Origin of the sequence: Methyloceanibacter sp. wino2 (assembly GCF_003071365.1) — a bacterium.
GTDB lineage: Bacteria > Pseudomonadota > Alphaproteobacteria > Rhizobiales > Methyloligellaceae > Methyloceanibacter.
On the sequence record NZ_CP028960.1, the window covers coordinates 762,717 to 785,275 of the forward strand.

General features: G+C 60.7%; 16 protein-coding genes and 1 pseudogene. 4 read left to right on the top strand and 13 right to left on the bottom strand.

All coding sequences use genetic code 11. The features are described 5' to 3' along the window. The first annotated feature begins 204 nt into the window (after positions 1-204). Positions 205-642 (top strand): DsrE family protein, encoded by a 438-nt coding sequence (locus DCY11_RS03555; protein WP_108681285.1) that lies wholly within the window; start codon positions 205-207, stop codon positions 640-642. 46 nt (positions 643-688) lie between these two features. Here the strand turns inward: DCY11_RS03555 and DCY11_RS03560 are convergent, their stop codons facing one another. From DCY11_RS03560 to DCY11_RS03570, 3 genes and pseudogenes are all read right to left on the bottom strand, one after another. Next, on the bottom strand, positions 689-2,446 hold the full coding sequence (locus DCY11_RS03560) for a SulP family inorganic anion transporter (protein ID WP_208430503.1): 1,758 nt from the start codon (positions 2,444-2,446) through the stop codon (positions 689-691). A gap of 119 nt (positions 2,447-2,565) precedes the next feature. After that, positions 2,566-4,248, bottom strand: coding sequence for a bifunctional protein tyrosine phosphatase family protein/NAD(P)/FAD-dependent oxidoreductase (locus DCY11_RS03565; RefSeq protein ID WP_108681286.1), 1,683 nt, complete (start codon positions 4,246-4,248; stop codon positions 2,566-2,568). Positions 4,249-4,262: 14 nt separating this feature from the next. Next, a pseudogene (locus tag DCY11_RS03570) lies at positions 4,263-5,145 on the bottom strand (MBL fold metallo-hydrolase). A gap of 577 nt (positions 5,146-5,722) precedes the next feature. On the opposite strand from DCY11_RS03570, the gene lpdA reads away from it, so the two are divergent. Both lpdA and gcvH read left to right on the top strand, forming a co-directional pair. Continuing rightward, the gene (gene lpdA / locus DCY11_RS03580) at positions 5,723-7,102 is read left to right on the top strand and encodes a dihydrolipoyl dehydrogenase (protein ID WP_108681288.1); all 1,380 of its coding nucleotides are present in this window, start codon (positions 5,723-5,725) and stop codon (positions 7,100-7,102) included. A gap of 37 nt (positions 7,103-7,139) precedes the next feature. Continuing rightward, positions 7,140-7,523: a glycine cleavage system protein GcvH gene (gene gcvH, locus DCY11_RS03585; RefSeq protein WP_108681289.1), complete on the top strand. Its 384-nt coding sequence runs from the start codon at positions 7,140-7,142 to the stop codon at positions 7,521-7,523. Positions 7,524-7,529: 6 nt separating this feature from the next. On the opposite strand, the gene DCY11_RS03590 is transcribed toward gcvH, so the two are convergent. The 9 genes from DCY11_RS03590 to DCY11_RS03630 all read right to left on the bottom strand — a co-directional run bounded on the left by DCY11_RS03590 (position 7,530) and on the right by DCY11_RS03630 (position 20,103). Continuing rightward, positions 7,530-8,558, bottom strand: a complete 1,029-nt coding sequence (locus DCY11_RS03590; protein WP_245409495.1) for a cytochrome-c peroxidase — start codon at positions 8,556-8,558, stop codon at positions 7,530-7,532. A gap of 130 nt (positions 8,559-8,688) precedes the next feature. Further along, entirely contained in the window at positions 8,689-9,276 is a 588-nt protein-coding gene (locus DCY11_RS03595; RefSeq protein ID WP_159079771.1) for an SCO family protein, read from the bottom strand. A gap of 145 nt (positions 9,277-9,421) precedes the next feature. After that, positions 9,422-10,747: a selenium-binding protein SBP56-related protein gene (locus DCY11_RS03600; RefSeq protein WP_108681292.1), complete on the bottom strand. Its 1,326-nt coding sequence runs from the start codon at positions 10,745-10,747 to the stop codon at positions 9,422-9,424. A gap of 900 nt (positions 10,748-11,647) precedes the next feature. After that, positions 11,648-12,019 carry a helix-turn-helix transcriptional regulator gene (locus DCY11_RS03605; RefSeq protein WP_108681293.1) on the bottom strand — a complete coding sequence of 124 codons (372 nt, stop codon included), beginning with the start codon at positions 12,017-12,019 and terminating at the stop codon, positions 11,648-11,650. A gap of 5 nt (positions 12,020-12,024) precedes the next feature. Further along, on the bottom strand, positions 12,025-12,618 hold the full coding sequence (locus DCY11_RS03610) for a peroxiredoxin (RefSeq protein ID WP_245409496.1): 594 nt from the start codon (positions 12,616-12,618) through the stop codon (positions 12,025-12,027). 711 nt (positions 12,619-13,329) lie between these two features. After that, positions 13,330-14,112, bottom strand: coding sequence for a transporter (locus DCY11_RS03615; RefSeq protein ID WP_245409434.1), 783 nt, complete (start codon positions 14,110-14,112; stop codon positions 13,330-13,332). Positions 14,113-14,898: 786 nt separating this feature from the next. Then, positions 14,899-17,010: an adenylate/guanylate cyclase domain-containing protein gene (locus DCY11_RS03620; RefSeq protein ID WP_159079772.1), complete on the bottom strand. Its 2,112-nt coding sequence runs from the start codon at positions 17,008-17,010 to the stop codon at positions 14,899-14,901. Positions 17,011-17,148: 138 nt separating this feature from the next. Continuing rightward, positions 17,149-18,048, bottom strand: a complete 900-nt coding sequence (locus DCY11_RS03625; RefSeq protein WP_108681297.1) for a DUF1028 domain-containing protein — start codon at positions 18,046-18,048, stop codon at positions 17,149-17,151. Positions 18,049-18,501: 453 nt separating this feature from the next. After that, the gene (locus DCY11_RS03630) at positions 18,502-20,103 is read right to left on the bottom strand and encodes an APC family permease (protein WP_108681298.1); all 1,602 of its coding nucleotides are present in this window, start codon (positions 20,101-20,103) and stop codon (positions 18,502-18,504) included. Between the two features lie 222 nt (positions 20,104-20,325). Here DCY11_RS03630 and DCY11_RS03635 point away from each other — a divergent pair, with 222 nt between their 5' ends. Next, a complete protein-coding gene (locus tag DCY11_RS03635) occupies positions 20,326-21,840 on the top strand; it encodes an ATP-binding protein (RefSeq protein WP_108681299.1) in 1,515 nt (504 codons plus the stop codon). Between the two features lie 7 nt (positions 21,841-21,847). Here the strand turns inward: DCY11_RS03635 and DCY11_RS03640 are convergent, their stop codons facing one another. Continuing rightward, complete coding sequence (locus DCY11_RS03640) at positions 21,848-22,525, bottom strand: response regulator transcription factor (RefSeq protein WP_108681300.1); 678 nt, start codon at positions 22,523-22,525, stop codon at positions 21,848-21,850. Between the last annotated feature and the right edge of the window lie 34 nt (positions 22,526-22,559).

Consider the following 22,559-nt stretch of genomic DNA (forward strand, 5'->3'; position numbering starts at 1 on the left):
ACGCCTACAGCGGCGGGCCGCTTCGACCAGGCCCGCCGTCCCACCTTGGGCCGCCCGATGCCAGGCGAGCGTGAGGCCGGACGAACAGAAGACCGCCCCACCTGCCGGACAAAGAACAAGCTTCAATATGCGGTCGGTCAATGCGCGGCCGCGATCCTTGCACCAACGTTCCCCCAAATTCGTGAATCACAGGAGACATGACTGATGAAATACTTCGCGTCGAAATCGAACATGATCGTCGCCTTTGCCCTCGCCGTGTTGGCGATGGTCGCCACTGCGCAACCCGCCATATCAGGAGACAAAGATCCGCTCTTCGTCAGCCTGGTTTCCGACGATGCGCACGCCGCGACCATGGCTCTGAGCTTCGCCAAGACCATTCAGGACGAGGGTCACCCCGTGACGGTGTTCTTCAACAATCGCGGCGTGCTCGTGGCCTCGAAGGGACACACCGATACGTACCCCGAGCAGCAGAAGCAGATTGCTGATCTCACCAGCGGCGGCGCGGTGCTGCTCGCCTGTCCCCACTGCATGAAGTACTACGGCCTCAAGGACGAGAACCTTGTCGATGGCGTGAAGGAAGGCGACCCGAAGACGGTGACCAAGCAGCTTTTCATGGACGGGACCAAGACCCTCACCTGGTAGGCTTGTCAGACAGACTTAATTACCCAAGAAATTGGCCGTCCAAGCCTCAGAATGTTTGGGCGGCCAAGACGGGTTTGGGCCTTTCGGATGGCCATCCCAAGACGGCCATCCACGCGTCGTATTGGGACAGGAACACGCGGCCGTTCAGATGCTGCAGGAGATGGGAGGCTTCGAGCCGGTCCATCACCGGGCCTTTCACTTCCGACAGATGGAAGCCGACGCCCATGTCGGTCAGGCGCTCGTTGATGGCCTCGAGGCTCTCGAGGGCCGAGTAATCAACCGCGTTCACCGCCGAGAACATCAGAACGACATTGCGGATGCCGCAGCCCTCGGTCACGCGCGCGAGGATCAGGTTCTCGAGGAAGCGGGCGTTGGCGAAGTACAGGCTCTCGTCGACCCGGAGCATCAGGAGACCCGGATCGGTCTCGACCGTGTGCCGGTTGATGTTGCGGAAGTGATGGGTGCCCGGCACGAGGCCGATCTCGGCGACGTGCGGACGCGATGTCTTGTACAGATGCATCAGCACCGAGATGGCAACGCCGGTGGCGACGCCGATCTCGACGCCGAGCAACAGCGTCAGCAGGATGGTGGCGGCGACGGCGGAGAAGTCGGACTTCGAGTAGCCCCAGGTCTTCTTGAGGATCGACAGATCGATGAGACTCAGCACAGCGACGATGATGGTCGCGGCCAGCGTCGCCTTCGGCAGGAAGTAGATGAGCGGTGTCAGGGCCACGGCGGCGATGGCCAAGCCCACAGCCGTATAGGCGCCGGCCGCGGGTGTCTCGGCGCCGGCGTCGAAATTGACGACCGAGCGCGAGAAGCCGCCGGTCACCGGATAGCCGCCCGTGAAGGCCGCGCCGAGATTGGCCGCGCCCAAACCGATCAGTTCCTGATCGGGATCGATGTGCTGGCGCTTCTTGGCGGCGAATGTCTGAGCCACCGAGATGGACTCCACGAAGCCGATGATCGAAACGAGGATCGCTGGCACCGCAAGATCGGCGAGCAGGTCGGGAGAGAGCCCCGGCATGGTCAGCGGCGGCAGGCTCTGGGGCACTTCGCCGACGATCGATAGGCCGCGCCCGTTCAGGCTGAAGTACCAGGCCACCAGCGTCGTCACCACGACAGCCGCGATGGGTCCCGCCTTGGTGATGAGATCGGCAAGCTTCGGACCGAGACCGATCTTCCGCAAGAACGGCTTGAGACCGGTGCGCACCCAGAACAGGAACCCGATAGCCCCTGCCCCGATGGCGAGCGTAATGACGTTGGTCTCGCCGAGATGAGCCACGAGGGAACCGATCATCTCGGGCAGCGTATGACCGCCCGCGTCGACACCGAGGATGTGCTTCAGCTGACTGCAGGCGATCAGGATGCCCGAGGCCGTGATGAACCCGGCAATCACCGGATGGCTGAGGAAGTTCGCAAGGAACCCGAGCCGCAGCACGCCGAGCATCAGCAGGAAGCCGCCCGACAGCAGTGCCAGCGTCAACGCCGCAACCACGTAACCGGCCGTCCCTTGTTCGGCCACCTGGCCGACGGCCGATGCCGTCAGCAGCGACACCACGGCGACCGGACCGACGGCCAGGGCACGAGACGTGCCGAAGATCGCATAGAGAATGATCGGGACGATGGAGGCGTAGATACCGGCCTCCGGCGGCAGCCCCGCAAGCAGCGCATAGGCGAGCGACTGCGGGATCAGCATGATCGTCACGATCACCGCCGCGACCAGGTCGTTCGAGAACGCGGCCCCGTCGTAGGTGCGGCCCCATTCGAGGACGGGAATGAACTTGCGCAGCCGAGCGATCATCTTCGCCTCGAAACAACAGGTTTGCGCGCCGAACGCGCTTCCCGCTTATCCGCGAGAAGGCGCCGGCAGGGTTGGAACAGCGATCCGGGAGTCGCTCGGAGCGATCACTCGTGGAAGGACTACTCGGCCGGTGCCACCGTGAGCCGCTCCGGCTTGGCCAACCACTCCTTGCCCTTGAGCATGGCCCACCAATAGATCGGCGGCAGCATCTTCTCTTTGAGGATCCAAGCGGCCCGTGAAGGCTTCATGCCGTCGATGAAGAACTTCGGGAAGCTCGGCTTCAGCGCGCCGCCATAGCCGAACTCGGCGAGCACGATCTTGCCGCGCTCGACCGTGAGCGGGCACGAGCCGTAGCCGTCATATTGCGCAACCGCGGACCGGCCGGCGATATCGGCGACGATGTTCTCGGCGACTGTCGGGGCTTGTTTGCGGGCCGCGGCGGCCGTCTTCGCGTTGGGTGCGTTCATGACGTCGCCCAGGCTCCAGATGTTGTCGTAGGCCTTGTGGCGCAGCGTGGTCTGGTCCACATCGACCCAGCCGGCGGCATCGGCCAGCGGCGACACACGGATAAAGTCCGGCGCCGTCTGCGGGGGACAGACATGGATCATGTCGAAGTCCATGGTGACCGTGGTGGGGTCCGTGTCCGGCTTCGACACTTTGAAAGTTGCCGTCTTGGCCGAGCCGTCGATAGCAATGAGGTTGTGGAAGAAGTTCAGGTGCGCGCCGTACTTCTCGACGTATTTCATGAGCGCCGGCACGTAGTCCTTCACGCCGAACAGCACACCGCCGGCGTTGTTGAACTGGATGTCGATGTCCTTGAGGACGCCACGGCGGTACCAAGCGTCGGCCGACAGATACATGGCCTTTTGCGGTGCGCCGGCACATTTGATCGGCATGGGGGGCTGCGTGAAGATCGCCCGGCCCTTGTTCATGCGCTGGACCAGCTCCCACGTATACGGCGCAAGGTCGTAGCGATAGTTCGAGGTGACGCCATTGCGGCCGAGCGTCTCCTCGAGACCTTCGACGGCGCCCCAATCGAGCTTGAGACCGGGACAGACGACGAGGCGGTCGTATTTGACCACCCGGCAGCCATCCAGAATGACCGCGTCGTTCTCCGGCTCAAAGGCAGCCACACCGGCCTTGATCCAATGGACGCCACTCGGAATGAGCGAGCCCATGGTCTTGGCCGTATCCTGTGCTTGGAACACACCGCCGCCCACCATGGTCCAGCCCGGCTGGTAGTAATGGATCTCCGCCGGATCGATGATCGCGATATCAAGACTAGGCTTGCGTGCACGCAAGCTGGAGGCGACGGCGATGCCGCCCGCCCCACCGCCGACAATGACGATGTCGTATTTGGCGTCGCCGGTATCGGTCGGCGTCTTGCCGCCATTGGCGATGCGCCGGGCAACACCGTTCATGTCGTAGCCGGCCGCCTTGGCCGTCGCCAGGATGTCCGCCATGGGTAGCGCCTTGGACTGGCTCAGCGACCACAGCGTCATCGAGCGCGTCCCCGTCCGGCAATAGGCGAAGACAGGCCCCGGAAGTTCGCGCAACGCAGCGCCGAACGCGAACGCGTCCTCGTCCTGAATGAGTCCGGGTTTCACCGGTAGATAACGTGTCTCGAGTCCGACCGCGTCGGCCGCCTCGTGGATCTCCTCGAAGGTCGGCTGATCCGCGCCCTCGCCGTCGGGCCGGTTGCAGACGATCGAGCGGAAGCCTTGCGCCTTCAGCTCGGTGATGTCGGCCGGTGAAATCTGGCTGCTGACCGACAGCGCCTCGGATACGCGTTTCAACTCCATGACTCTCTCCCCGCTTAAAGTTCGTTGACCGGGACTTTCAGCATCGGCCGTCCGTCCTCGTTTTTTGGCACCTCGCCGCCGCGCATGTTCACTTGCAGCGAGGGATGATCAGTTTCGGCATGCTCAGCGTCGCATCGCGCTCGGTGCGGAATTTGATGAAGTCTTCCTTCGTCTTCCCGTTGCCGACATGGATGTTGTTCGCGCGCTCGTCCGCAACGGTGGTTTCCCAGGCGTATTCGCGTCCGCCCGGCGCATAGTCGTGGCACATGAAGAGGCGCATCTCGTCCGGCAGGCTCAGCACCTTCATGATCGAGTCGTACAGCGTGCCGGCATCGCCGCCGGGGAAGTCGGCGCGCGCGGAACCGCCATCGGCATGAACAACGTGTCGCCCACGAAGGCGGCATCGCCGATCACATGGACCATGCAGGCCGGCGTGTGACCGGGCGTGTACATGGCGAACGCCTGCATGTTGCCGATGGTGTAAGTGGCGCCGTCCTCGAACAGGGCGTCGAACTGGCTGCCGTCGCGCTGGAACTCGGTGCCTTCGTTGAAGACCTTCCCGAAGGTCTCCTGCACGACCATGATCTTCGAGCCGATACCGATCTTGCCGCCGAGTTCCTGTTGGATGTACGGGGCCGCCGACAGATGGTCGGCATGGGCGTGCGTCTCGATGATCCATTCGAGCTTGAGACCACGCTCCTTGATGCGGGCGATGATCTCGTCGGCGCTATCATGGGTGATGCGGCCAGCCGCGTAGTCGAGGTCCATCACGCTGTCCACGACGGCACAGGAGTTGGAGGTCGGGTCCTTGACGATGTAGCTGATGGTGTTGGTCGGCTCGTCGAAGAAGGATTCGACTTCCGGGTGGACGGTCATATCGATCGGATAGTTCGTCATGAGGGTAGTCCTTTAGAGGGGAGAAACTCGAGCGCCATCACGATCCCGAACGCGGCGACCATGATCTCCCGGCACGTTTCCAAGATGGCCGGGACAGCGTTTGAACGGCGAGTTCCTCCAATCCAGTCTTGTTGTCGGCCTGCCAGGTTCGTGGGCTCCACGCCGCCAGGCACGAGAGGAAGATTGGCCCCGAAATTGCCCACAAGCATTCGCTTTCGAGCCTCGGCTTCGAGATCGGATTCACACATATCATATTCGATAAATCATATTCAATAGGACATACGCTGACCCTCGAGATTGGTCAACAAACGCCCCTATGGCCTGCTAAATAAGTGACTTCAGGCTATTAGAGAATTCCAAGTTGCGCGCCAACCCATCGTTTGACACCGAATTCTTGCTTGTCTATTTGTTTAATTGATTGGAAACTGCGCGCAAACATGGCGACGCTTGATTCCGTTGGGGGACGGACTCGTCGACGCGACTGCGATCGAGAGCTCTCGTTGTACAGGCGGGCAAGCCGGAATGCTTTGGCGGCGTGAAATAACGACACAAACAAACAAATCTAGGGAGCAACGCCATGCCTACGCATGTTATCGTCCTTGGCGGCGGACCCGCCGGGTATGTATCGGCACTGCATGCGAGCCAGCTCGGCGCACGTGTGACACTGGTGGATGCAAGCGGACTTGGAGGCACCTGTCTCCACAGGGGATGCATCCCCACCAAGACATTGGTCTCTTCGTGTTCGCTGCTCGACCAGCTTAAAGACGCCTCGAAATGCGGGATCACCATCAACGGTGACATCGACGTCAGCTGGCCGGGGGCGCTGGCCAACGTACATCGCGTCATCAACACGATGGCCGGCGGAATCGAGGGTCTCCTCAACAATCGCAAGATCGAGGTCATCAACGACGAAGGCTGGTTGGCCGACGGCCATACCGTGACCCTAGCTGGCGGCGGTCAAGTCAAGGGCGACTACGTGCTGATCTGCACCGGTTCGAAGCCGGCACGTCCCAAAGCCTTCCCGTTCGACGGGCATACGGTCGTCACGAGCGATGATCTGCTGCATTGGTCCGACCTTCCGACTTCGCTGGCCATCATCGGCGAAGGGATCATCGCGTGCGAGTTTGCCTTCATTTTCGCGTCGCTCGGCGTGAAGGTCACTGTCGTCGGGATGGAGCGGCTGCCGGCCCCTGCTCTGGATACCGATATCTCGGCGGTGCTACTTCGGGAGATGCGCAAGAAGGGCATCAAATTCGTCGGCGGCGCTCCTGTCGAAAGTATCGAATGCCGTGACGACGGCGTGGCGGTTAGCCAGAAGGACAAGCCCGAAATTACCGCGGAACGTGCGCTCGTCTGCGTCGGCCGCATTCCGAACAGCGAGACGTTGCATCTCGAGGCGGCCGGCGTGGAGAGCGGGCGGCGCGGCGAGATCATCGTCGACGATTTCATGCGGACCAGTTGCCCGACGGTCTACGCCGCCGGCGACGTCACCGGGCGCGTCATGCTGGCCCACGCAGCGTCCGCGCAAGGCAAGGTGGCCGTGGAACACATTCTCGACCATGCCCCTGCGGCCATCGACGAGAGCAAGATCCCGTGGGCGATCTTCACCTCCCCCGAAATTGGCTGCGTCGGACTCTCCGAGCAGGAGGCCGGCCGGCGAGGAATTGAAGTCCGCTGCGGCACGTTCGACATGCGCGGCCTCGGCAAGGCCCAGGCGATGGGCAAGATTGCCGGGATGGCGAAGATCGTAGCCGACGCATCGACGGGTGAAGTCCTCGGCGCTCACGTCATGGGCGCGCACGCCACGGACATCGTGCATGAAGCCGTCGTCGCGATTCAGCAGGGCATGAGTGTCCGGGAACTTGCACGTGCCGTGCATGCGCACCCTACCCTCTCGGAAAGCGTTGTCGAAGCAGCCGAAGACGTCTTCGGCCTGGCGCTACACAAAGTTCAATAGGCAGGGCAAACGGTGCCTTTGCGGGGAGACGAAACCAATGGAACAGCAGCAGAACTACCTTTTCCACAGCGAGCACCTGTGGGTCCGCAAGATTGACGACCACCACATGCTGGTCGGCATCAGCAACTACGCCAAGGGCCAACTCGGCGACATCGTCTTTGTCGATTTCCCGGACATCGGGTCCGAAATCGTGCAAGGCGTGCCGTTCGGCGTGGTGGAATCGATGAAGGTCGTTTCAGACCTCATCGCTCCCGTGTGCGGCACCGTGATCGAGACGAACGAGCAGCTCCAGGAAGAGATCGCGCTGATCAACGAGGACCCTCAAGGCGGGGGTTGGATTTTGCGCATCAAATTGACGGACCCGTCGCAATTGTCGGCGCTGCTGTCCGACGAGCAGTACGCAGCGCTGCGTGACGACTGATCCTCGTTAGTACTTGTACTTATCGGCAACGTCCGCGCTCGCCTCGTTGGCCGGACGTTCGCCCGTCAAGGACTTGAGGAACGCGACGAGAGCCTGCTTATCACCGTCGTCGAGGTTGAGAGGCTGGACCAGTCCGCTCTTGTTAGGACTGTAGTCCCCGCCTCTGTCATAGTACTCGACGACTTCCATGAGGGTGCCGAACGAGCCATCGTGCATATAGGGTCCGGTGATCGCGACATTCCTCAAGGTCGGCGTCTTGAAGGTCCAACGATCGGCCGGGTCTCGCGTGACCTCATAGCGCCCCAGATCGTTCGGGATGGGATTACTGATCGCGCTGAGCTGCTGTTCGCTCCGCGACGTGTACGTGCCTGGCGCCAATTGAATCTTGTAGTGGCGATCATGGCGCTTACCGCGATCCATTGTCCGCGTATAGCCCAAACCCGTGTCGTGGAATTTTCCGTCTGACAGCAGAGCCGACTCCGAACTGATCGTGTGACACCCGGAGCAGCCCGCCTTACCCGTGAACAGCGCGAAGCCGCGCTGTTCCTCGGCCGTCAATGCGTCGTCCTCACCGCCGTAACGCCAGCGATCGAAGCGTGAATTGCCGAGAAGCAGAGACCGCTCATAGGCAGCCAAGGCTTCGCCAACCGTGTTCATGCTGATTCCCCGGCCTGGAAAGGCCTCCTCGAAAGATCCCTTGTAGTTCGGCAAGGACTCGATCCGGTCCAGCACCCAGCCAATGGACGGGGCGGCTATCTCGTGGTGATCGAGGATGGGGGCCCAGGCCTGTGTCTCGAGATGCGTCTCGCGACCGTCTCGGAACAAGCTCGTCTCGTAGGCGACATTGAAGAGCGACGGCGCGTTCCGTTTGAGGCTCCTGCCTTCCATGCCCACGGAGGAGCCGAGCTGGTTCGACGTGAACGCCTGGGCCTCGATGTGGCACATGCCGCAGGACATGGTGTTGTTGATCGAAAGACGGCGATCGAAAAACAGCTTGTGCCCCAACTCCACCACGACCGGATCCGCCGGCGGCACAGGCAATGGCGGCAACCCCAAAGGAGGGACGTTGCCAGAACCGGCGTCTGACCGCTTCGCAGTATCGTCCGCAAAGCCGGCCGATAGGACGAATGCAGCCGCCACGAGCGTGGCGGCTGCCGCTGAGAATCTATTGACCAATGCTTTGCCCGCGTTCTTCCATCACAAGGGTCTTGATATCATTGAGGATAACACCAGGATCCAGAAAGTTGGATGCGTAGATCTCCCGGACCCAGCCATCTGGATCAATCAAGAACACCTTCAAGGAGTGGTTGATGATGATACGGCCACGCGAGTCCTTGTCAGCGTAGATGGGCTGTCCAAAGTCCTCGAGTGTCGACTTCAAAAAATAGTCCGTCCACGACGTGACGAAGTACCAGGGTACCGGCGCGTTGCCCTTGTTCTCAAGGTCCTCGAAGAGCTGCAACGTCTGCGGCACGTCGTGCTTTGGATCGAAGCTGTAGAAGACGAGTTGAACCTCGTCGCGAAGCTCGGGGTCTTCCGCGATCTTGTCGCGAACTTCGAAGAAGGCGTTCCAAAGCAGCGGACAGCCGGTCGGGTCCGTACACAGCGCGTAGAAGAACGTCATGAGCGTGATCTTGCCGGTCGTATAGCTCGACAGGAGCTTGGGATAGCCCGAGCCGTCGATGACCACGCTGAAAGGTACCTCCTGAATCTTCCCGAGCTCGTAGGTGCCGGGCTCCGGATAAGGGATCAAGCCTGCGTTGTCCTTTGAAAGGGCACTTCCTGCCGCTCCGAACAGAACGGCAGGAAGCAGGATCAGCGCTAGGACTTGGCGAACGAGGGGCAAGCAAATGCCCGTTCGTACATATCCTAGGGATCGATGCATGTCGGTATGGCGACTACATCGACGCGGGGTCGGTAACACCCGTGGGATAGCCGGTCGGAGAAAGCGGTCCGCCGGTGAACTTCATGTGGTGAGCGCGCCCGAGCTTCTCCTCGATGAAGTCGACCTCGAACTTCTGCACGAGCTCCTTGCCGTCCCATTCGAAGGCCTTGAGGAACTGATCGTTCTCCTCGCCCTTCTTGTCCCAGTTGGCCAAGAGAGAGGTGGTGAAATAGACGCGCTTACCGTCCCAGCTCTGGGAAACCATGTTCACCTGATTGCCCATCTTCTTCTCATAGATCTGCACGGGCTTCTCGGGATCGGTGATATCGAAAAGACGCGTCGTCCCATCGAGGAACGTGTTGACCCAGAGCTGCTTGGCGTCGGCCGAGATCGAGATGTCGACAGGAAGCGGAATCTTGGAGGGATCGCCGACATCGGCGACAGGCTTCGCCTGCCACTCGCCATTGTCGTCGCGCTTGATCAGCCACAGCTTCGACGTCAAAGCGGTAGCCGTCAGCGCCCAATCGTCCCCTTCCTTCAAGGACCAGCGAATCTCGAGCGGCGCACCGGGGACCTCAAAGATCTTCTCCGGCTTCATGGACTTCAGATTCCAAATGACCATCGACTTTCCGAAGTTCTTCATGGCTTCTTCGTCTTTGAGCATCTTGCCGAAGTCCATCATGTAGTTGTTCCACCCGGTGAAACTCGATGTCAGCAGCACGTTCTTCGACGGGTTGATGCCGATGTCGTAGCCATAGCCGTCGCCACCATCGGTCGTCGGCATGGGGTGCTTCGAGATGAACTCGCCCTTGTTGTTGTAAACGGCCAAGCCGGTCTCGCCGCCATGGTCGTCCACGTTGGAGAGCGCCTGAATCAGCATGCGGCCAGGGAGGGCATAAAAAGTGTGCGGCCCCACATAACCCGTTTGGTCTGTGAAATCGTCGATCGTTTTGACGAGTTTCGGATTGGCAGGGTCGGTGCCGACGTCAAAGATAAAGATCTTGTTGTCGTCGAGGCGACCGGACCACATGTATTTGCGATCATCGGAAAAGCCGACGTGATGGGCCTCGCCGCGGCCGCCGACCGACAGGGTGTTCACGACCTTGCCATAGGTCTTGGACTCGGGGTCGACATCAATCGTGACGAGCTTGTCGCTCTCGTCGCCCATGCCCTCGATGCCCAGCGTCCAAACTTGCAGGTACTTTTCCTGCCCTTTGATGAGAGCATTCGTGTAGGGCGAGTTGCACGTCTCGTCAGCCTTGGCAACGTGGCTGAGCGAGAGCGGGGCAAACGAAACGATTGACGCCATGAAGATGGCCGTCAAGCGATGCCTTGTCATTTTGGGGTTCCTCCGTTGGTGGATAATTTCACCGCGACCCTGCATTCGAAGGTTGCCGCGGCGGATTCCGTTGTTCAAGTGCACTCGACGGCGCACACATTACACTTTACGCTATACAAATGTTTAAAGTCAATTGACCGAAGATCAATCGAGCCCTCTGGAAATTGGTGTTCCGATTGCGTTCGGGGCGATTCTTCCGCGGAGGCGAACGGGCTTCATATTCTCCGCAAGGCTGGAGAACGATGCAGTCCCCGCAGGGCCGCATTATCGATTGTCGCGAACCACGCGAACCGAAATCGCCGGCTAGGCCATTACGTCGGGAGACGGCACAGCAGCGCAGGGCCAAGGCTGCGGGAACGCCGCGCTCAAAGCTATAGAAATGGCTGAAAACCAATTGATTCCGGGGACTCGTGCTGCTTTGTGTCTTGTTGCGAGAATGGCTTCAAACAAGACGAACCGCAGCCGGCGATCCATCGCGGACTGAGATCCAGGGCCACGGCAGGCAGACGAACAACGGGGCCGGAAGCGCCCTCGCCAGCGATCGCCTGATTGACTGCCGGCTGGCTTGCGGGGCGGCAGACTATCGAGGGCGCCGACCCGCCACCCCGATCGGATGTCAATCTAGCCGTTAATGTCTTGACTTAATAATTTCGATATATGAAAACTATAGTTGCTCGAAAGGGCAACCTATCTTCTCCAGAACCCACATGGCCGCGAGTCTCAGTCCGGGCTCGCGGCCATCATGCTGGTGACTTCGGGAAGGACTGTGGGGCGCTCTCGGCGGGCCCTAGAGACCCGCGCCATCGCGACGGGCATCAGCCACTAGCGTTTGGAACGGTCGGGTCGCGAGACCCCTCTTGAACGGACCTGCTTGAAAGGAGCTGCAAGCCTCGTCAAAGCTTAGCTTGCGTGGAGCCGTACGAACACGGCCGCCTGATTGGACACATTGGATTCGCGTCGAGGCTCGGAAACGATCGGCCGAGCGGAGCTGCCGCCGAAAATCTCCATCAGCCCGCTGGCAAACCGGCGGGCCTCATCGCTTGCCAAGCTGTAGTAGGCGGATTTGAACTCCCGACGTGCCACCGCGATCTTGGCATTGCGCAGTTCCGCCAGGTGCTGGGACAGATTGGGCTGCCGAATCTTGAGCTGTCGCTCGAGCTCCGCGACGGATGTCTCGCCTTTCAGGAGGCAGAACACGATCCGCAGGCGCGCGGGATTGCTCACAGCTTTCAGCCAGGCGGCGGCAGCAGTGGCGTCGATTTCCTTGGCCATTCTTGTCACTTGTTCCTTTTTGATCCGCCAGTATCGGGCGGCGGCGACAGCCTGAAGTACCAGTCTGAACCCAACTCTTGATCTTCTTCGATTGTATCGAGGTTGATCGGGACCGGGAGGAGGACATCCTGTCCCGGTTGCCAGCCCTCAGGCGTCGAAACACCGTGCTCATCGGTGACTTGGAGCGCGGTCAGAAGGCGCAACAGTTCCTCGACATTCCGTCCGGTCGTCATCGGATACCAGATGATGGCGCGAATGATGCCGGCCCGATCGATCAGGAACGCGGCCCGCACGAGCGCGCTGTCCCGCGCTTGCGGTGCGATCATGCCGTATGCTCTGGCGACCATCATCGAAGGATCCTCGATGATCGGAAAGGTGATCTTCACGCCGAACTGCCGCTGGATGCTGTGAATCCACGCCAAATGAGAGAACAGGCTGTCGACCGACAGCGCGAGCAACTCACAATCCAGCGCCCGAAACCGGTCCGCGGCTTTCGCGAACGCGATAAACTCGCTCGCGCAGACAGGCGTGAAGTCGGCGGGATGAGAAAACAGAAGCAGCCATTTTCCGCGATATGACGACAATGACCGCTCGCCCATCGTCGTGCGAGCGCTGAAGTCCGGCGCGGGGTCTAGAAGCAGCGGAGGGCCGGCTGCAGTTGCGCGGGCCCACTCGCTCCCACATTCGTTATTATTGTCGTTCACAAGTGTGCTCCTAGAGAACAGCCCAGTGTTCCGGACGTTGCCAATTCTTGTCGCAGCAATTTTGCTGGCGCCTCGTTCGCGAGGCATTGACCCATCTTAAAGCCCCCTGCCCCCAGGCCCATCAGCAAATAAGCTTCACTCGATTCCGCGTGATGGGAGTGTGGTGCGAAGAATGCTTCGCTTACGGAGGGCCCCTAGTCAACTGTCATCCCGCCGCACTGGAACGCAGGAAAGCTTAGGCGATCACGCGCAATGTATAGTGGGGCCGCACCTCATGGCGCATATTTGGGATTTGCAAAGTATATGTTCCGAAGAGCAATTCTTGCTTTGCGTAACTTCGAAGTCTTTCTAAGCTTACTTTTATACCCGCAGAGATAGCCAGTTGCCAAATGACCACCTGACTCTCAATGTTCTTGGTGAATTGCGGTTTTTTGAAAGTAAGGCTGCTCGGGTGCCTCCGAATGTATTCCCAATTGGAGCCGAAGCGGTTGGGTCACGGTCGTGCCCATGGCGGGCGAGGCACAAAAAGAAACGGCGTTCCGGCACCGGGAATTCATGACCCCGGGCCGAAACGCCGTCAGTTAAGCGTCAGCAGGCGCGATTCGATCACTTCATGCCAGCTGCCGCCGGAGCCGGAGGATTGAACAACGGAACCGTGACGCGCGCCGAAATGCGCGTATCTTTGCCGCCGAAGGTCTGGTTGTTTGCCGCAAGGCTGCGCGTGGCAAAGACTTCCGTCGTAACCGAACCGAAGGTGTAGCCAACCAGCCCGCCGAGGGAGAACTGACTGTATTCGTCGTCCCCCCAATTGTTCCGGGCGGCCTCACTGATGTCCGTGGACGCGCTTCCGATCAACCCGAACTGCCAGTTGTTCACGTGCTTCACGGCAGCGAAGTCGACGTCCAACGTCGAGGGCTGCGTGCGAATCCCCGTGTCGAGGTCCTCTCCGCTATAGAGATAAATGAAGTTCGCGCTGAAGACCCAGCCATTGGTCGCGTAGGCCACGCCCAACAGATCGGCAAAGGTCCAGAAGTTGCCCCCGAGATAATTGCCGATGAACGTGTCGACGGGGGTAAAGCCGCCGACGAAATTGGAGACGCTCCAGCCCCCGCCGAGATCCCAAGCCACGCCGAAGAGGCCTGCCGGATTGTAGAAGTCGCGCGCCCAAAGAGACGACCCGTTGGTGGCACCGGGATTGACGCCGACGCCCAATTGCGGCGTGAACACGATCGCCTCGAAACGGCCGCCGAGGACCTCGTACGGCGTCGACCAAGCGAGGACCGGAATGTTCACGACGGCATCCACTTCATCGACGCCCGGTATCATGTCCCCGGACCGTTCCATGTAGTAGGCCTCGTTGATGAAATACACTCCCTGCGGCAGTGGCATGCCCAGCGGAATGTTTGAGGTCCAGCCTGGAGGGCTCACTGGGTCAGCGAGTGCTGACGCCGGCATGCCAGCAACAAGAGCAAGCACCCCCGCCAGGACGATTGAAAATGAGACCCTCCTCGAGCGGATCCTCTTGGCACGCTTCTCCGACATTGACGTTCCCCCTTGTCGAAACATTTTCCCGAATGAGGCCGAGCGTCCCATTCGAATCTTTGATTAATGATTATTCATATTCTTTTATCTTATATGATATGTCCAGCGCTCCGGCCCGGTTTTGCCGCCGGGTTAGGCAAAATCGTCGCACCCAGTGGCAAAGATGCCACATCTATTTTATCTCTGTTTATCAGTATGTTGCATTGTCTAGCGCCGCTTAACAGGGCTTATGACGCTGCCGGAAGGCGTGCGGGCTCGTATCCCGGCACCCTCTATAGATTAATAAATTATTGTTCTTCTAAGGCTGCAAATAGGTTGGTGCTTGACAGACTGTCTCATGCGGTCTGGCCTTCGTTTCAGGCTCCACGCCGCTGTGTCTGACAGGCCCTTGGGGTTGCGCGCCACGCAATCTGGCGGTCAGCGTCCTCTCCTAATGCCGTCCATCCCACGCGAAGGAGTCTGTCGCTAGGCGCTGCTACGGCGCTCGCGCGACGGAGGCGTCAGGGGCGTGCAAGCGCGGAAAAGTCTGACTATGGATCCGTTTTTGACCCAGGGCGGTTATGCGATTGCGCCATGGCCGTGATTCAAGCGGCCTGACCAGGAAGCAGTGCTCCGACAGCCCCTGAGTGCAGCTCATTTTTCAGCATAGAGCGTCACACCATCCCAATCTTCGGGCGGCGGCTTGTCGATCCACTCGCGACACAGCTCGCGCAGTCGGAGCGAGGGGCCATCATGCGGATCGGCGGTCAACACTGACTCGAGAAGGTCCACTGCCTCCGCGAAGCGGCGTTCGGTGGAGAGGTGCAAGGCAGCCTCATACGCCTTGGCCCGCTCGCGGACTGCCTCCGAGACCTGCGCCGTTTCACCAAGCGGTTCGTAGATGTCGACGGCTACAGCCTTGCCCTTCATTCTCACACGGTCGATCCGTCGCCAGGCGAACGTGGAGCCGGACGCGGAGACGACGGACTCCGTGGCGAGCGCTCTCGTTCCATAGCGGACATTGAGTGCTTCAAGCCGGCTTGCCGTATTGACCGTGTCCCCGAGCGCTGTGTAGCTGAGCCGCTCCGGCGCCCCCACATTGCCGACCACGGCTTCCCCCGTGCAGAGACCGAAATGCGTGGTTAGGGCCGGTCGATCGCTATCCTGCCATCGAGAATTCTGATCCCGAAGCAAACGCTCGCATTTCAGGACTGCGGAAACCGCATGGGCTGCGTGATCTTCAAGCGGATCCGGCGCTCCCCAAAAAGCGACGATGCCGTCGCCTACGATCTTGTCGACGGTGCCGCGCTCGCTCTGTAGCGCTGAGATCATGAGTTGGAAATAGGCCGACATGTGGTGTGTAAGATCTTCGGGGCCCATGCTCTCAGCAATGCTTGTGAAGTCCCTTATGTCTGTGAAGAGCACGGTGAGGCTGGTTCTCTTTCCTCCGATCATTGCGACCTCGCCTCTACGGACCAGGTCGCGGACAAGAGCGACAGAGACATAGCGCGAGAACGATCGAATACCGGTCAGCATCTGAGACTGCGCTTCCGCCAGCTGATCGATTTCGCGAACGCCGGACTTGATCTGAGGGGCGTCCGCCAGGTTCAAGTCGCGGATCTTTACGCTCTGTTCCGCAAGAGCCTCCAGGGGGCGGCTAAAATAGCGGGCGGCGATACCGGCCAACAACAGTGCCAACACCACAGCAGCCGCCGAAACCGCGAGAACCCAGTGCCGTTGACGCTGGGCCTCGCCCAAGAAATCATGCTCGGGAACCGCTACGCCTATCCACAGCAGCTGGTCCTGCAACCGGAACTGCCGGAATCCTCCCCACCACGCATCGCCATCACTTTCAAAACTGAACACCTCCTGCGGACGGCGCCCGCTGCTACGCCAGGTCGAGACTGCATCCCGGATAACATCCAGATCCAGTTCCTCCGCCGTCAGAAGGGTGGCGACCCGGTCGGAGTCGGCTTGGCCAGACGCCTTCCGCAGGACGTCGCGAATTTCAGCTGAATCGGTCCAGCGCGCATCTGCCGGAAGACCAATCAAGGAGCCATCGCTGTGGAGTACGAAAGCTGTTCCGTTCGGACTGGGATGGAGACCAGACGTGAATTCGGACAGATCCCTGAGTAGGAGATCGAACGCGACCAGTCTTGTTTGTCCCGAGGCTTGATCACGCCACTTCTGGGAGACCGTCAGACCGGCGTCTTTGGTGATGAAGAAGTAGTAGGGCGAAGTCCAATGGGTGCTCTCGAGCTCCGCTCCAATATAGAAAGGCCGACGTCGAGGGTCGTAGTCCAGTGCGTCATCCGGCAGCGGCTCTTCCGAGTAGAGTTGCAGATCGCCCGTCCATGTCACCACATAGCCGGCTGCAGGGCCTTTGTCCGCCCATACAAGCCGATTGTACCATTCGTAATCATCGCCACCCCGCAGATCGCGGAACAAGAGGTACTCAAGACCATCATCCCGAACGAGCATCATCGACGTGATCTGGCGGTGCCGATCCAGGAGCGGCATGTACAATGAGTTCAGGCGTTGGAGGTCGTCGCGACCGTTGTAGTCGAGGAGACCGGACTCCCACCAGGTTCTCGATACATTCAGGAATTCTTCGATGGAGCCAAAAAAGTGGCTCATCTCAGACTGCACCTGGTCGGCAGACTGGTCGATGTAGCGCTGCGACAGGTCGCGGATGGTTCGTCGCGCACCAAGGTCCACGACGATTAGAATCGAAGCCGCGATCAGGAAGACGAGCGCCAGCAGCATCAGCAGTAGCGCGCTACGTGTGGTGATCGATCTGGTAGCGGTCATGTCATTCGTTCGGTGGCTGGCGCAGCCGACGAAACCATGCGGCCCAGCCGACGTCTAAGAAGTTGCCAGCAGAGAGCCTGCTCCATCCGTGTTTCATTTGCCGGGCAAGACGCGCTTCCAAGCCGCCGGCTCGTCTACGAGGCCGGTCGTCTCAAGGTGCCGGAAGACGTCGACGAATTCCGGTGCGTACTCGTTGAGGGTTGCCAACGCGGACGAAGCCTCTTCCTCCCGTCCAGCAAGGGTGAGAATTGCCGCGCGCCACATCTGCAGGTCAGCGTCGCTCTTCGTCTTCGCGACCGGCATGTCGACCACGTCTGCAAGAGCCTGCGAAGCCTGCCCGTCGAGTGCCCGCTCGAAGGCCGAGACCATCCGGTTATACCGCGCACTCCTTTCGACGAGAGCGTCGAGGCGATCGACGGGCGTCTCATGGTCGTCGACCCGCAGATCCACCACGCTGTCGCGCCAGGGTCGTCCGCTGCGCGTCGCCCTGACCACTTTGATGGCCGCCGAGCGCTGTCCGCGAAAATCGCCACCGGCCTTCTCGGCCGCGTGCAGCGCCGCCATCAGCCGCGTTGCGAGTGTGCCGGAGCCGCGCTCGAACGCCTCGACCATGGCGTCCCATACACCGTTGGTCCGCATCATGTTCGCCACGGCGATGCAGGTGTCACCAAATGCGTGGCCAGCTTCGGCGATGCAGGCGCTCCCGGTGTAGGCGGCCATTCGGCCGTCGCCGTCGATCATCGCGACCTGCCGCCGTTCCGGGTGGGCATCGATGCTGCTAATCGCGGTGAGCGCCTCACTGGCGGTGAGCCCCGCCCGGAGCGCATCGAGACCTAAGTCGCCGTAGGCCGGTTCGCCCATCGACTGGGTCGCGATGACCCCGAAGCCAGGCATGGTCCATGGCACGCTGTGGCCGACGGCAAAGGCCTGAGATTGGGTCGCGACGCCCATCTCTCCCGTTTTCGGGTCACGAGCGAGTATCGAATAGGTCATCGAATCCTGCCCTTCCGGCAGTCAGATCTTAGGCCCGGCACCGACACCAAATGGACACCGCCCTTCGGGGTCGTGACAAAGCACATGTTTGCCGATTGGCCGGCTGACACTAGCAAAAACCGAGTGGAGACAAATGCTCAGGGCCTACACTATAGCGTTTGCGGCGCTGTCATTGCCCTTCAACGGCTCACTTGTGCACCAAAAGCCCATGGAGGACGGGCGCATCTGAGTAGACGGCACTGCAGCACGGCTCGGCACTAGCGAGCGATCCTTGAGACGCCACCTCAAGAGCGATGGTCTCAATGATCGCGGGCTCGCTAAAGCGGTTCGCGCGAAACGGGCCTCGTCTATTCACGAGTCTCGTCTAGTCACGCGTGGTGTCGGTACCGGGTCCGAGGCTACCTCTTGAGGTCAGCTATTGGCATGGAGCGGACACGTCCGAGCGCGCAGGCCTCACGTCCAGAAAATGATGTAGGCGATCGTAGCCGAGAGAACGCCACCCGCGAGCGCCACATAAGGCAGCAAACCCGCTTTCGGATCGCTGATGGTCTTTCCATCAACGGAAAGGTCCGCCAGCATTTCAGGCGGGAACACACCTCGATCCTGGATGTAGTGCCGGTAGATGAAGACCGGAATAACCAGCCCAATGGCAATAGCACCAGCGATCAGCGTACCCGAACCCCAGACGTCCGCGCCGGCGCCAAGCAGGAAGGCATTGACGAACGCCAGAAGCACGCCCGCGGCGAGGAGCACAGTCGGCGCACGCCAAGGCCGTTTCACGTGAGCGTTGTCGATACGATGGATCCAGCCCGCGTTGAGGTTGAGGAAGTTGAACACGATGTAGCAGACGTTCGAGACTGCGAGCACGAACAGGTAGTCCGACATCAAGAGCAGGATCAGGTTGAAGCCAAGGTCGGTTGCCATGCCGTTGGTCGGCGCGCCGTTCTTGTTGACCCGGCTGAGATAGCGCGGCAGCCAGCCGTCGACGGAGCCCTGATAGAGAGTCCGCGAGCTGCCGGCCATTGCGGTGGTGATCGCCAGCATCAGGGCCAGCAGGAGCATTACCACGAGCAGATTGGTGATGAATGCGCCACCGCCGACCATCGCAGCCATGGCTTGCGCCACGCCGGAACCGTCGACGATGCCAGGCGCGATCACGCCTGCAAGACCAAGCGCTCCCTGAAAGGACAGCGGCACTAGGACGTAAACGGCGATACACAGCAGACCCGAATAGAGGATTGCCTTGTAGGTATCCGTTGCGGGGTTTTTGAACTCACTCGTGTAGCAAATCGCCGTCTCGAAGGCGTATGCCGACCATGCGGCGATGAAAAGGCCGCCGCAGAACAGAGCGATACCGGCCTTGTCCCAAGCAGCTGTCGCGACATCCGTGCCCGGCGCAAATGGCTGAAACGCCTGCATCGATACGTCGCCCGTAACCAGAGGGACGATCCCGATAATCAGAAGCGGTATGAGTACGGATGCGCCGACGATGGTCTGCACCTTGGCGGTAGAGAGGATGCCACGGTGCTGAATGCCAAACGAGATCAGCATCAGGAGCGCGCCGATAAAGAAGGTGGAGTTGAGCCGTAGACTGAGATCCTCTTTGAAGAAGGATAGGTCTACGAGTTGGATTTCCCAGGTTCTGATAGCTGCTTCCGGCGGAAAGAGAGCCGTCAGAATGTAGCCCGCCGCAATGCCGCAACCGATGGCAAGAACGGGTGTCCAGGCGAGCCAGTTGCACCACACCGACAATGGCGCGATGAGCCGGCTGTAGCGAACCCAGGCTGCCGCGCCGTAGACAGAAGCACCACCCGATTTGTTCGGGAACAGCCCGGCAATTTCAGCGTAGGTGAAAGCCTGAATAAAGCCGAAGAGGACCGAAAGAGTCCAAACGAGGACAGAAGGAGTGCCAACCGTGGCGGCGATGCCGCCGATCGAGAACAGTACGAGCGCTGGAACACCGCTCGCGACCCAGAACGCGTCCTTCCAGCCGATGACGCGATGAAGATTGGATCCGCCGACACCCTCTTTTGCTGCGGCTGCGATTGAAGCCATTGAGCTGCCCCCCAAATTGAGCTTCAGTTCTCCTTGCAAAAAAAGAAGCGCTGCCGGGAAGCTGTGTGCCCCCTGACAGCGCTAAAGTCCCTATTAGGGTGGTTACACGTTGCACATTGCGCGGTGCTCCCGCTGGCGGCAATTGGCGCAAGTGGAGTTACCGGAACCCGGACGGGGGAGGCCTCCCCCGGTCGGGGTAGCGGGAGCGTCAGGGAGGTACATTTGAGCACCGATCTCTTTGAGATTGTCGCCAACTACACATACGACTGGGAAACTTGGTTTCTGCCCGACGGCCAAGTCCGCTGGGTCAATCCGGCCGTCGAGCGCATGACCGGGTACTCCGTCGACGCGTGCCTAACGATGCCGGACTATCCCTTGGAGATCGTGCACCCCGACGACCGCGATGCCGTGCGGGCCCTTCTCAAGTCCGCCCTCGAAGGGACGAGCGGCAATGACGTCGAGTTTCGCATCCAGCGTCGGGACGGTCAGGTGGGGTGGGCGGCCGTGTCCTGGCAGCCCATGATCGGGCCCGATGGGGAACGGCTCGGAGTGCGGACCAGCATTCGCGATATCTCATGGCGCAAGAGCGCAGAGGACGCGCTCCGCCTCGCGAAAGTCGATGCCGAGAAGGCGGACCGGGCGAAGAGCCGCTTTCTCGCCGCCGCGAGCCACGACCTGCGCCAGCCCCTTCAGGCGGTCAGCATGTATGTCTCGGCCTTGGCCCGCCGGGAGGCGGACGAGACGAGCCAGGAAATCCTAGCGGACATCCGGACCTGTCTCGACGCTGGGAACGAATTGCTAGAAGACCTCGTCGATATTTCGCGTCTGGACGCCGGCGTGGTCGTTCCCGAATTTTCGGACGTCGCCATCGCCGACCTTTTCGAGATGCTCGAGAAAAGCTTTCAGCGCGAGGCGCAAGACCGGCGGTTGGACCTCCGTTTCGTTCCAAGAAGCATCTTCGTGCGCGCGGACCACGCAATTCTAGCCCGTATCCTGCAGAATCTGCTGGCCAACGCGTTGCGGTACACCGAGCGGGGCCGGGTTCTGGTCGGGTGCAAGGTGCGCGGTGACGCCGCCATCGTGGAGGTCTGGGACAGCGGCATCGGCATTGCCCCGGAGTATCAGGACAAGATCTTCGAGGAGTTCTATCAGCTCGACAATCCGGCGCGGGACCGGCGGCGCGGGGCCGGCCTCGGCCTTGCCATCGTACGCCGCAAGGCCGCTCTCATGGGCGCCCCGATTGCGTTGCAGTCGGAACCTGGAAAAGGTTCCGTGTTCTCCATCACACTCCCCATCGCGCAAGGAAATCAGGCCTTCAAGGTGATACGCGAAGACGGGCAGCTGGATTTGACCGGATGCACCATCGCCGTCATCGATGACGAGCCCCATCAATTGAACGCCTTGGAGACGCTGCTTCGCGCATGCGGAGGACAGGTCATTGCGGCCAATACGATCGACGGCCTCGTCAATCGGGTCGCGGCTTCGCAAGTCCCGCCAGAGCTGGCCATCGCCGATTACCGTTTGCAGGCCGGCGCCAGAGGTTCGGACGCGATCGCGGCGGTGCGCTTCAAGGTCAACCGCACCATTCCGGGTATTCTTGTGACCGGCGATACCGATCCCGGACGCATCGCCGAGGCCGAGGCCAGCGGCTGCCGGCTCATCCATAAGCCGGTGGATGGCGCAAGCTTGGTGCGGACGATCAATCAGTTGCTCGGCAAAGTATCCTCCGCCGCGTGAGGCAAGCTCACGAGGGCCGGGTCGGAATGCGGCGCGGCCAGCCAAGATCCGCGGCAATTAGAGCCGCTTGCGTCCGGTTGTGAGCCGAGAGTTTACGCAAGATCACCTTCACATGCGCTTTCACGGTGCTCTCGAGCAGGCCGAGGCTGCGGGCGATTTCCTTGTTCGACAGGCCCTCGATCATCAACGCAAGGGTGCTGCGCTGACGGGGCGTGAGCTGACGGAGGGGATTGTCTTCCGGGAGGTTCTCCAAATCTCCGGCCGTGCCGCCGCCTCCCTCGGAGAGAATCTGGTCGATCGCGTGACGCGGTACGTAAATCTCACCCGCGAGCACCAAATCGACCGCGTTGCGCAACACGCTTTCGCTCGACGATTTCGGGATATAGCCGCGCACGCCGAGCCCCATGCATTCCGCGATTTCCTCAGGCGCGGTATGGGCGGACAGAATGACGACGGGAACGGCGGGGCGCCGCTCGACGAAGCGCCGTACGCCCGCGGTCCCGTTCATTCCCGGCATCGCCAGATCGAGGAAGACCAAGTCGAACTCCTCGTCGGTGTTGAGGACGTCCCAAGCCTCATTCGCATCCCCGGCATCGAATAGCTCGGCGACCGGAAACAACTGCCCTACGAGCAGTTTGAAGCCGGAGCGAAACAGCCTGTGATCATCGGCGATGAGTAGGTGCATGGGTCTCTTGTTCCCGGTGCGCAAGACAACTTGA

What these genes read in the sequence shown, in the direction of transcription:
- DCY11_RS03555 (WP_108681285.1), top strand. Translation starts at nt 205, where the DNA reads ATGAAATACTTCGCGTCGAAATCGAACATGATCGTCGCCTTTGCCCTC.
- DCY11_RS03560 (WP_208430503.1), bottom strand. Translation starts at nt 2,446, where the DNA reads ATGATCGCTCGGCTGCGCAAGTTCATTCCCGTCCTCGAATGGGGCCGC.
- DCY11_RS03565 (WP_108681286.1), bottom strand. Translation starts at nt 4,248, where the DNA reads ATGGAGTTGAAACGCGTATCCGAGGCGCTGTCGGTCAGCAGCCAGATT.
- lpdA (WP_108681288.1), top strand. Translation starts at nt 5,723, where the DNA reads ATGCCTACGCATGTTATCGTCCTTGGCGGCGGACCCGCCGGGTATGTA.
- gcvH (WP_108681289.1), top strand. Translation starts at nt 7,140, where the DNA reads ATGGAACAGCAGCAGAACTACCTTTTCCACAGCGAGCACCTGTGGGTC.
- DCY11_RS03600 (WP_108681292.1), bottom strand. Translation starts at nt 10,747, where the DNA reads ATGACAAGGCATCGCTTGACGGCCATCTTCATGGCGTCAATCGTTTCG.
- DCY11_RS03605 (WP_108681293.1), bottom strand. Translation starts at nt 12,019, where the DNA reads ATGGCCAAGGAAATCGACGCCACTGCTGCCGCCGCCTGGCTGAAAGCT.
- DCY11_RS03610 (WP_245409496.1), bottom strand. Translation starts at nt 12,618, where the DNA reads ATGGGCGAGCGGTCATTGTCGTCATATCGCGGAAAATGGCTGCTTCTG.
- DCY11_RS03615 (WP_245409434.1), bottom strand. Translation starts at nt 14,112, where the DNA reads ATGCCACTGCCGCAGGGAGTGTATTTCATCAACGAGGCCTACTACATG.
- DCY11_RS03620 (WP_159079772.1), bottom strand. Translation starts at nt 17,010, where the DNA reads ATGCTGCTGGCGCTCGTCTTCCTGATCGCGGCTTCGATTCTAATCGTC.
- DCY11_RS03625 (WP_108681297.1), bottom strand. Translation starts at nt 18,048, where the DNA reads ATGACCTATTCGATACTCGCTCGTGACCCGAAAACGGGAGAGATGGGC.
- DCY11_RS03630 (WP_108681298.1), bottom strand. Translation starts at nt 20,103, where the DNA reads ATGGCTTCAATCGCAGCCGCAGCAAAAGAGGGTGTCGGCGGATCCAAT.
- DCY11_RS03640 (WP_108681300.1), bottom strand. Translation starts at nt 22,525, where the DNA reads ATGCACCTACTCATCGCCGATGATCACAGGCTGTTTCGCTCCGGCTTC.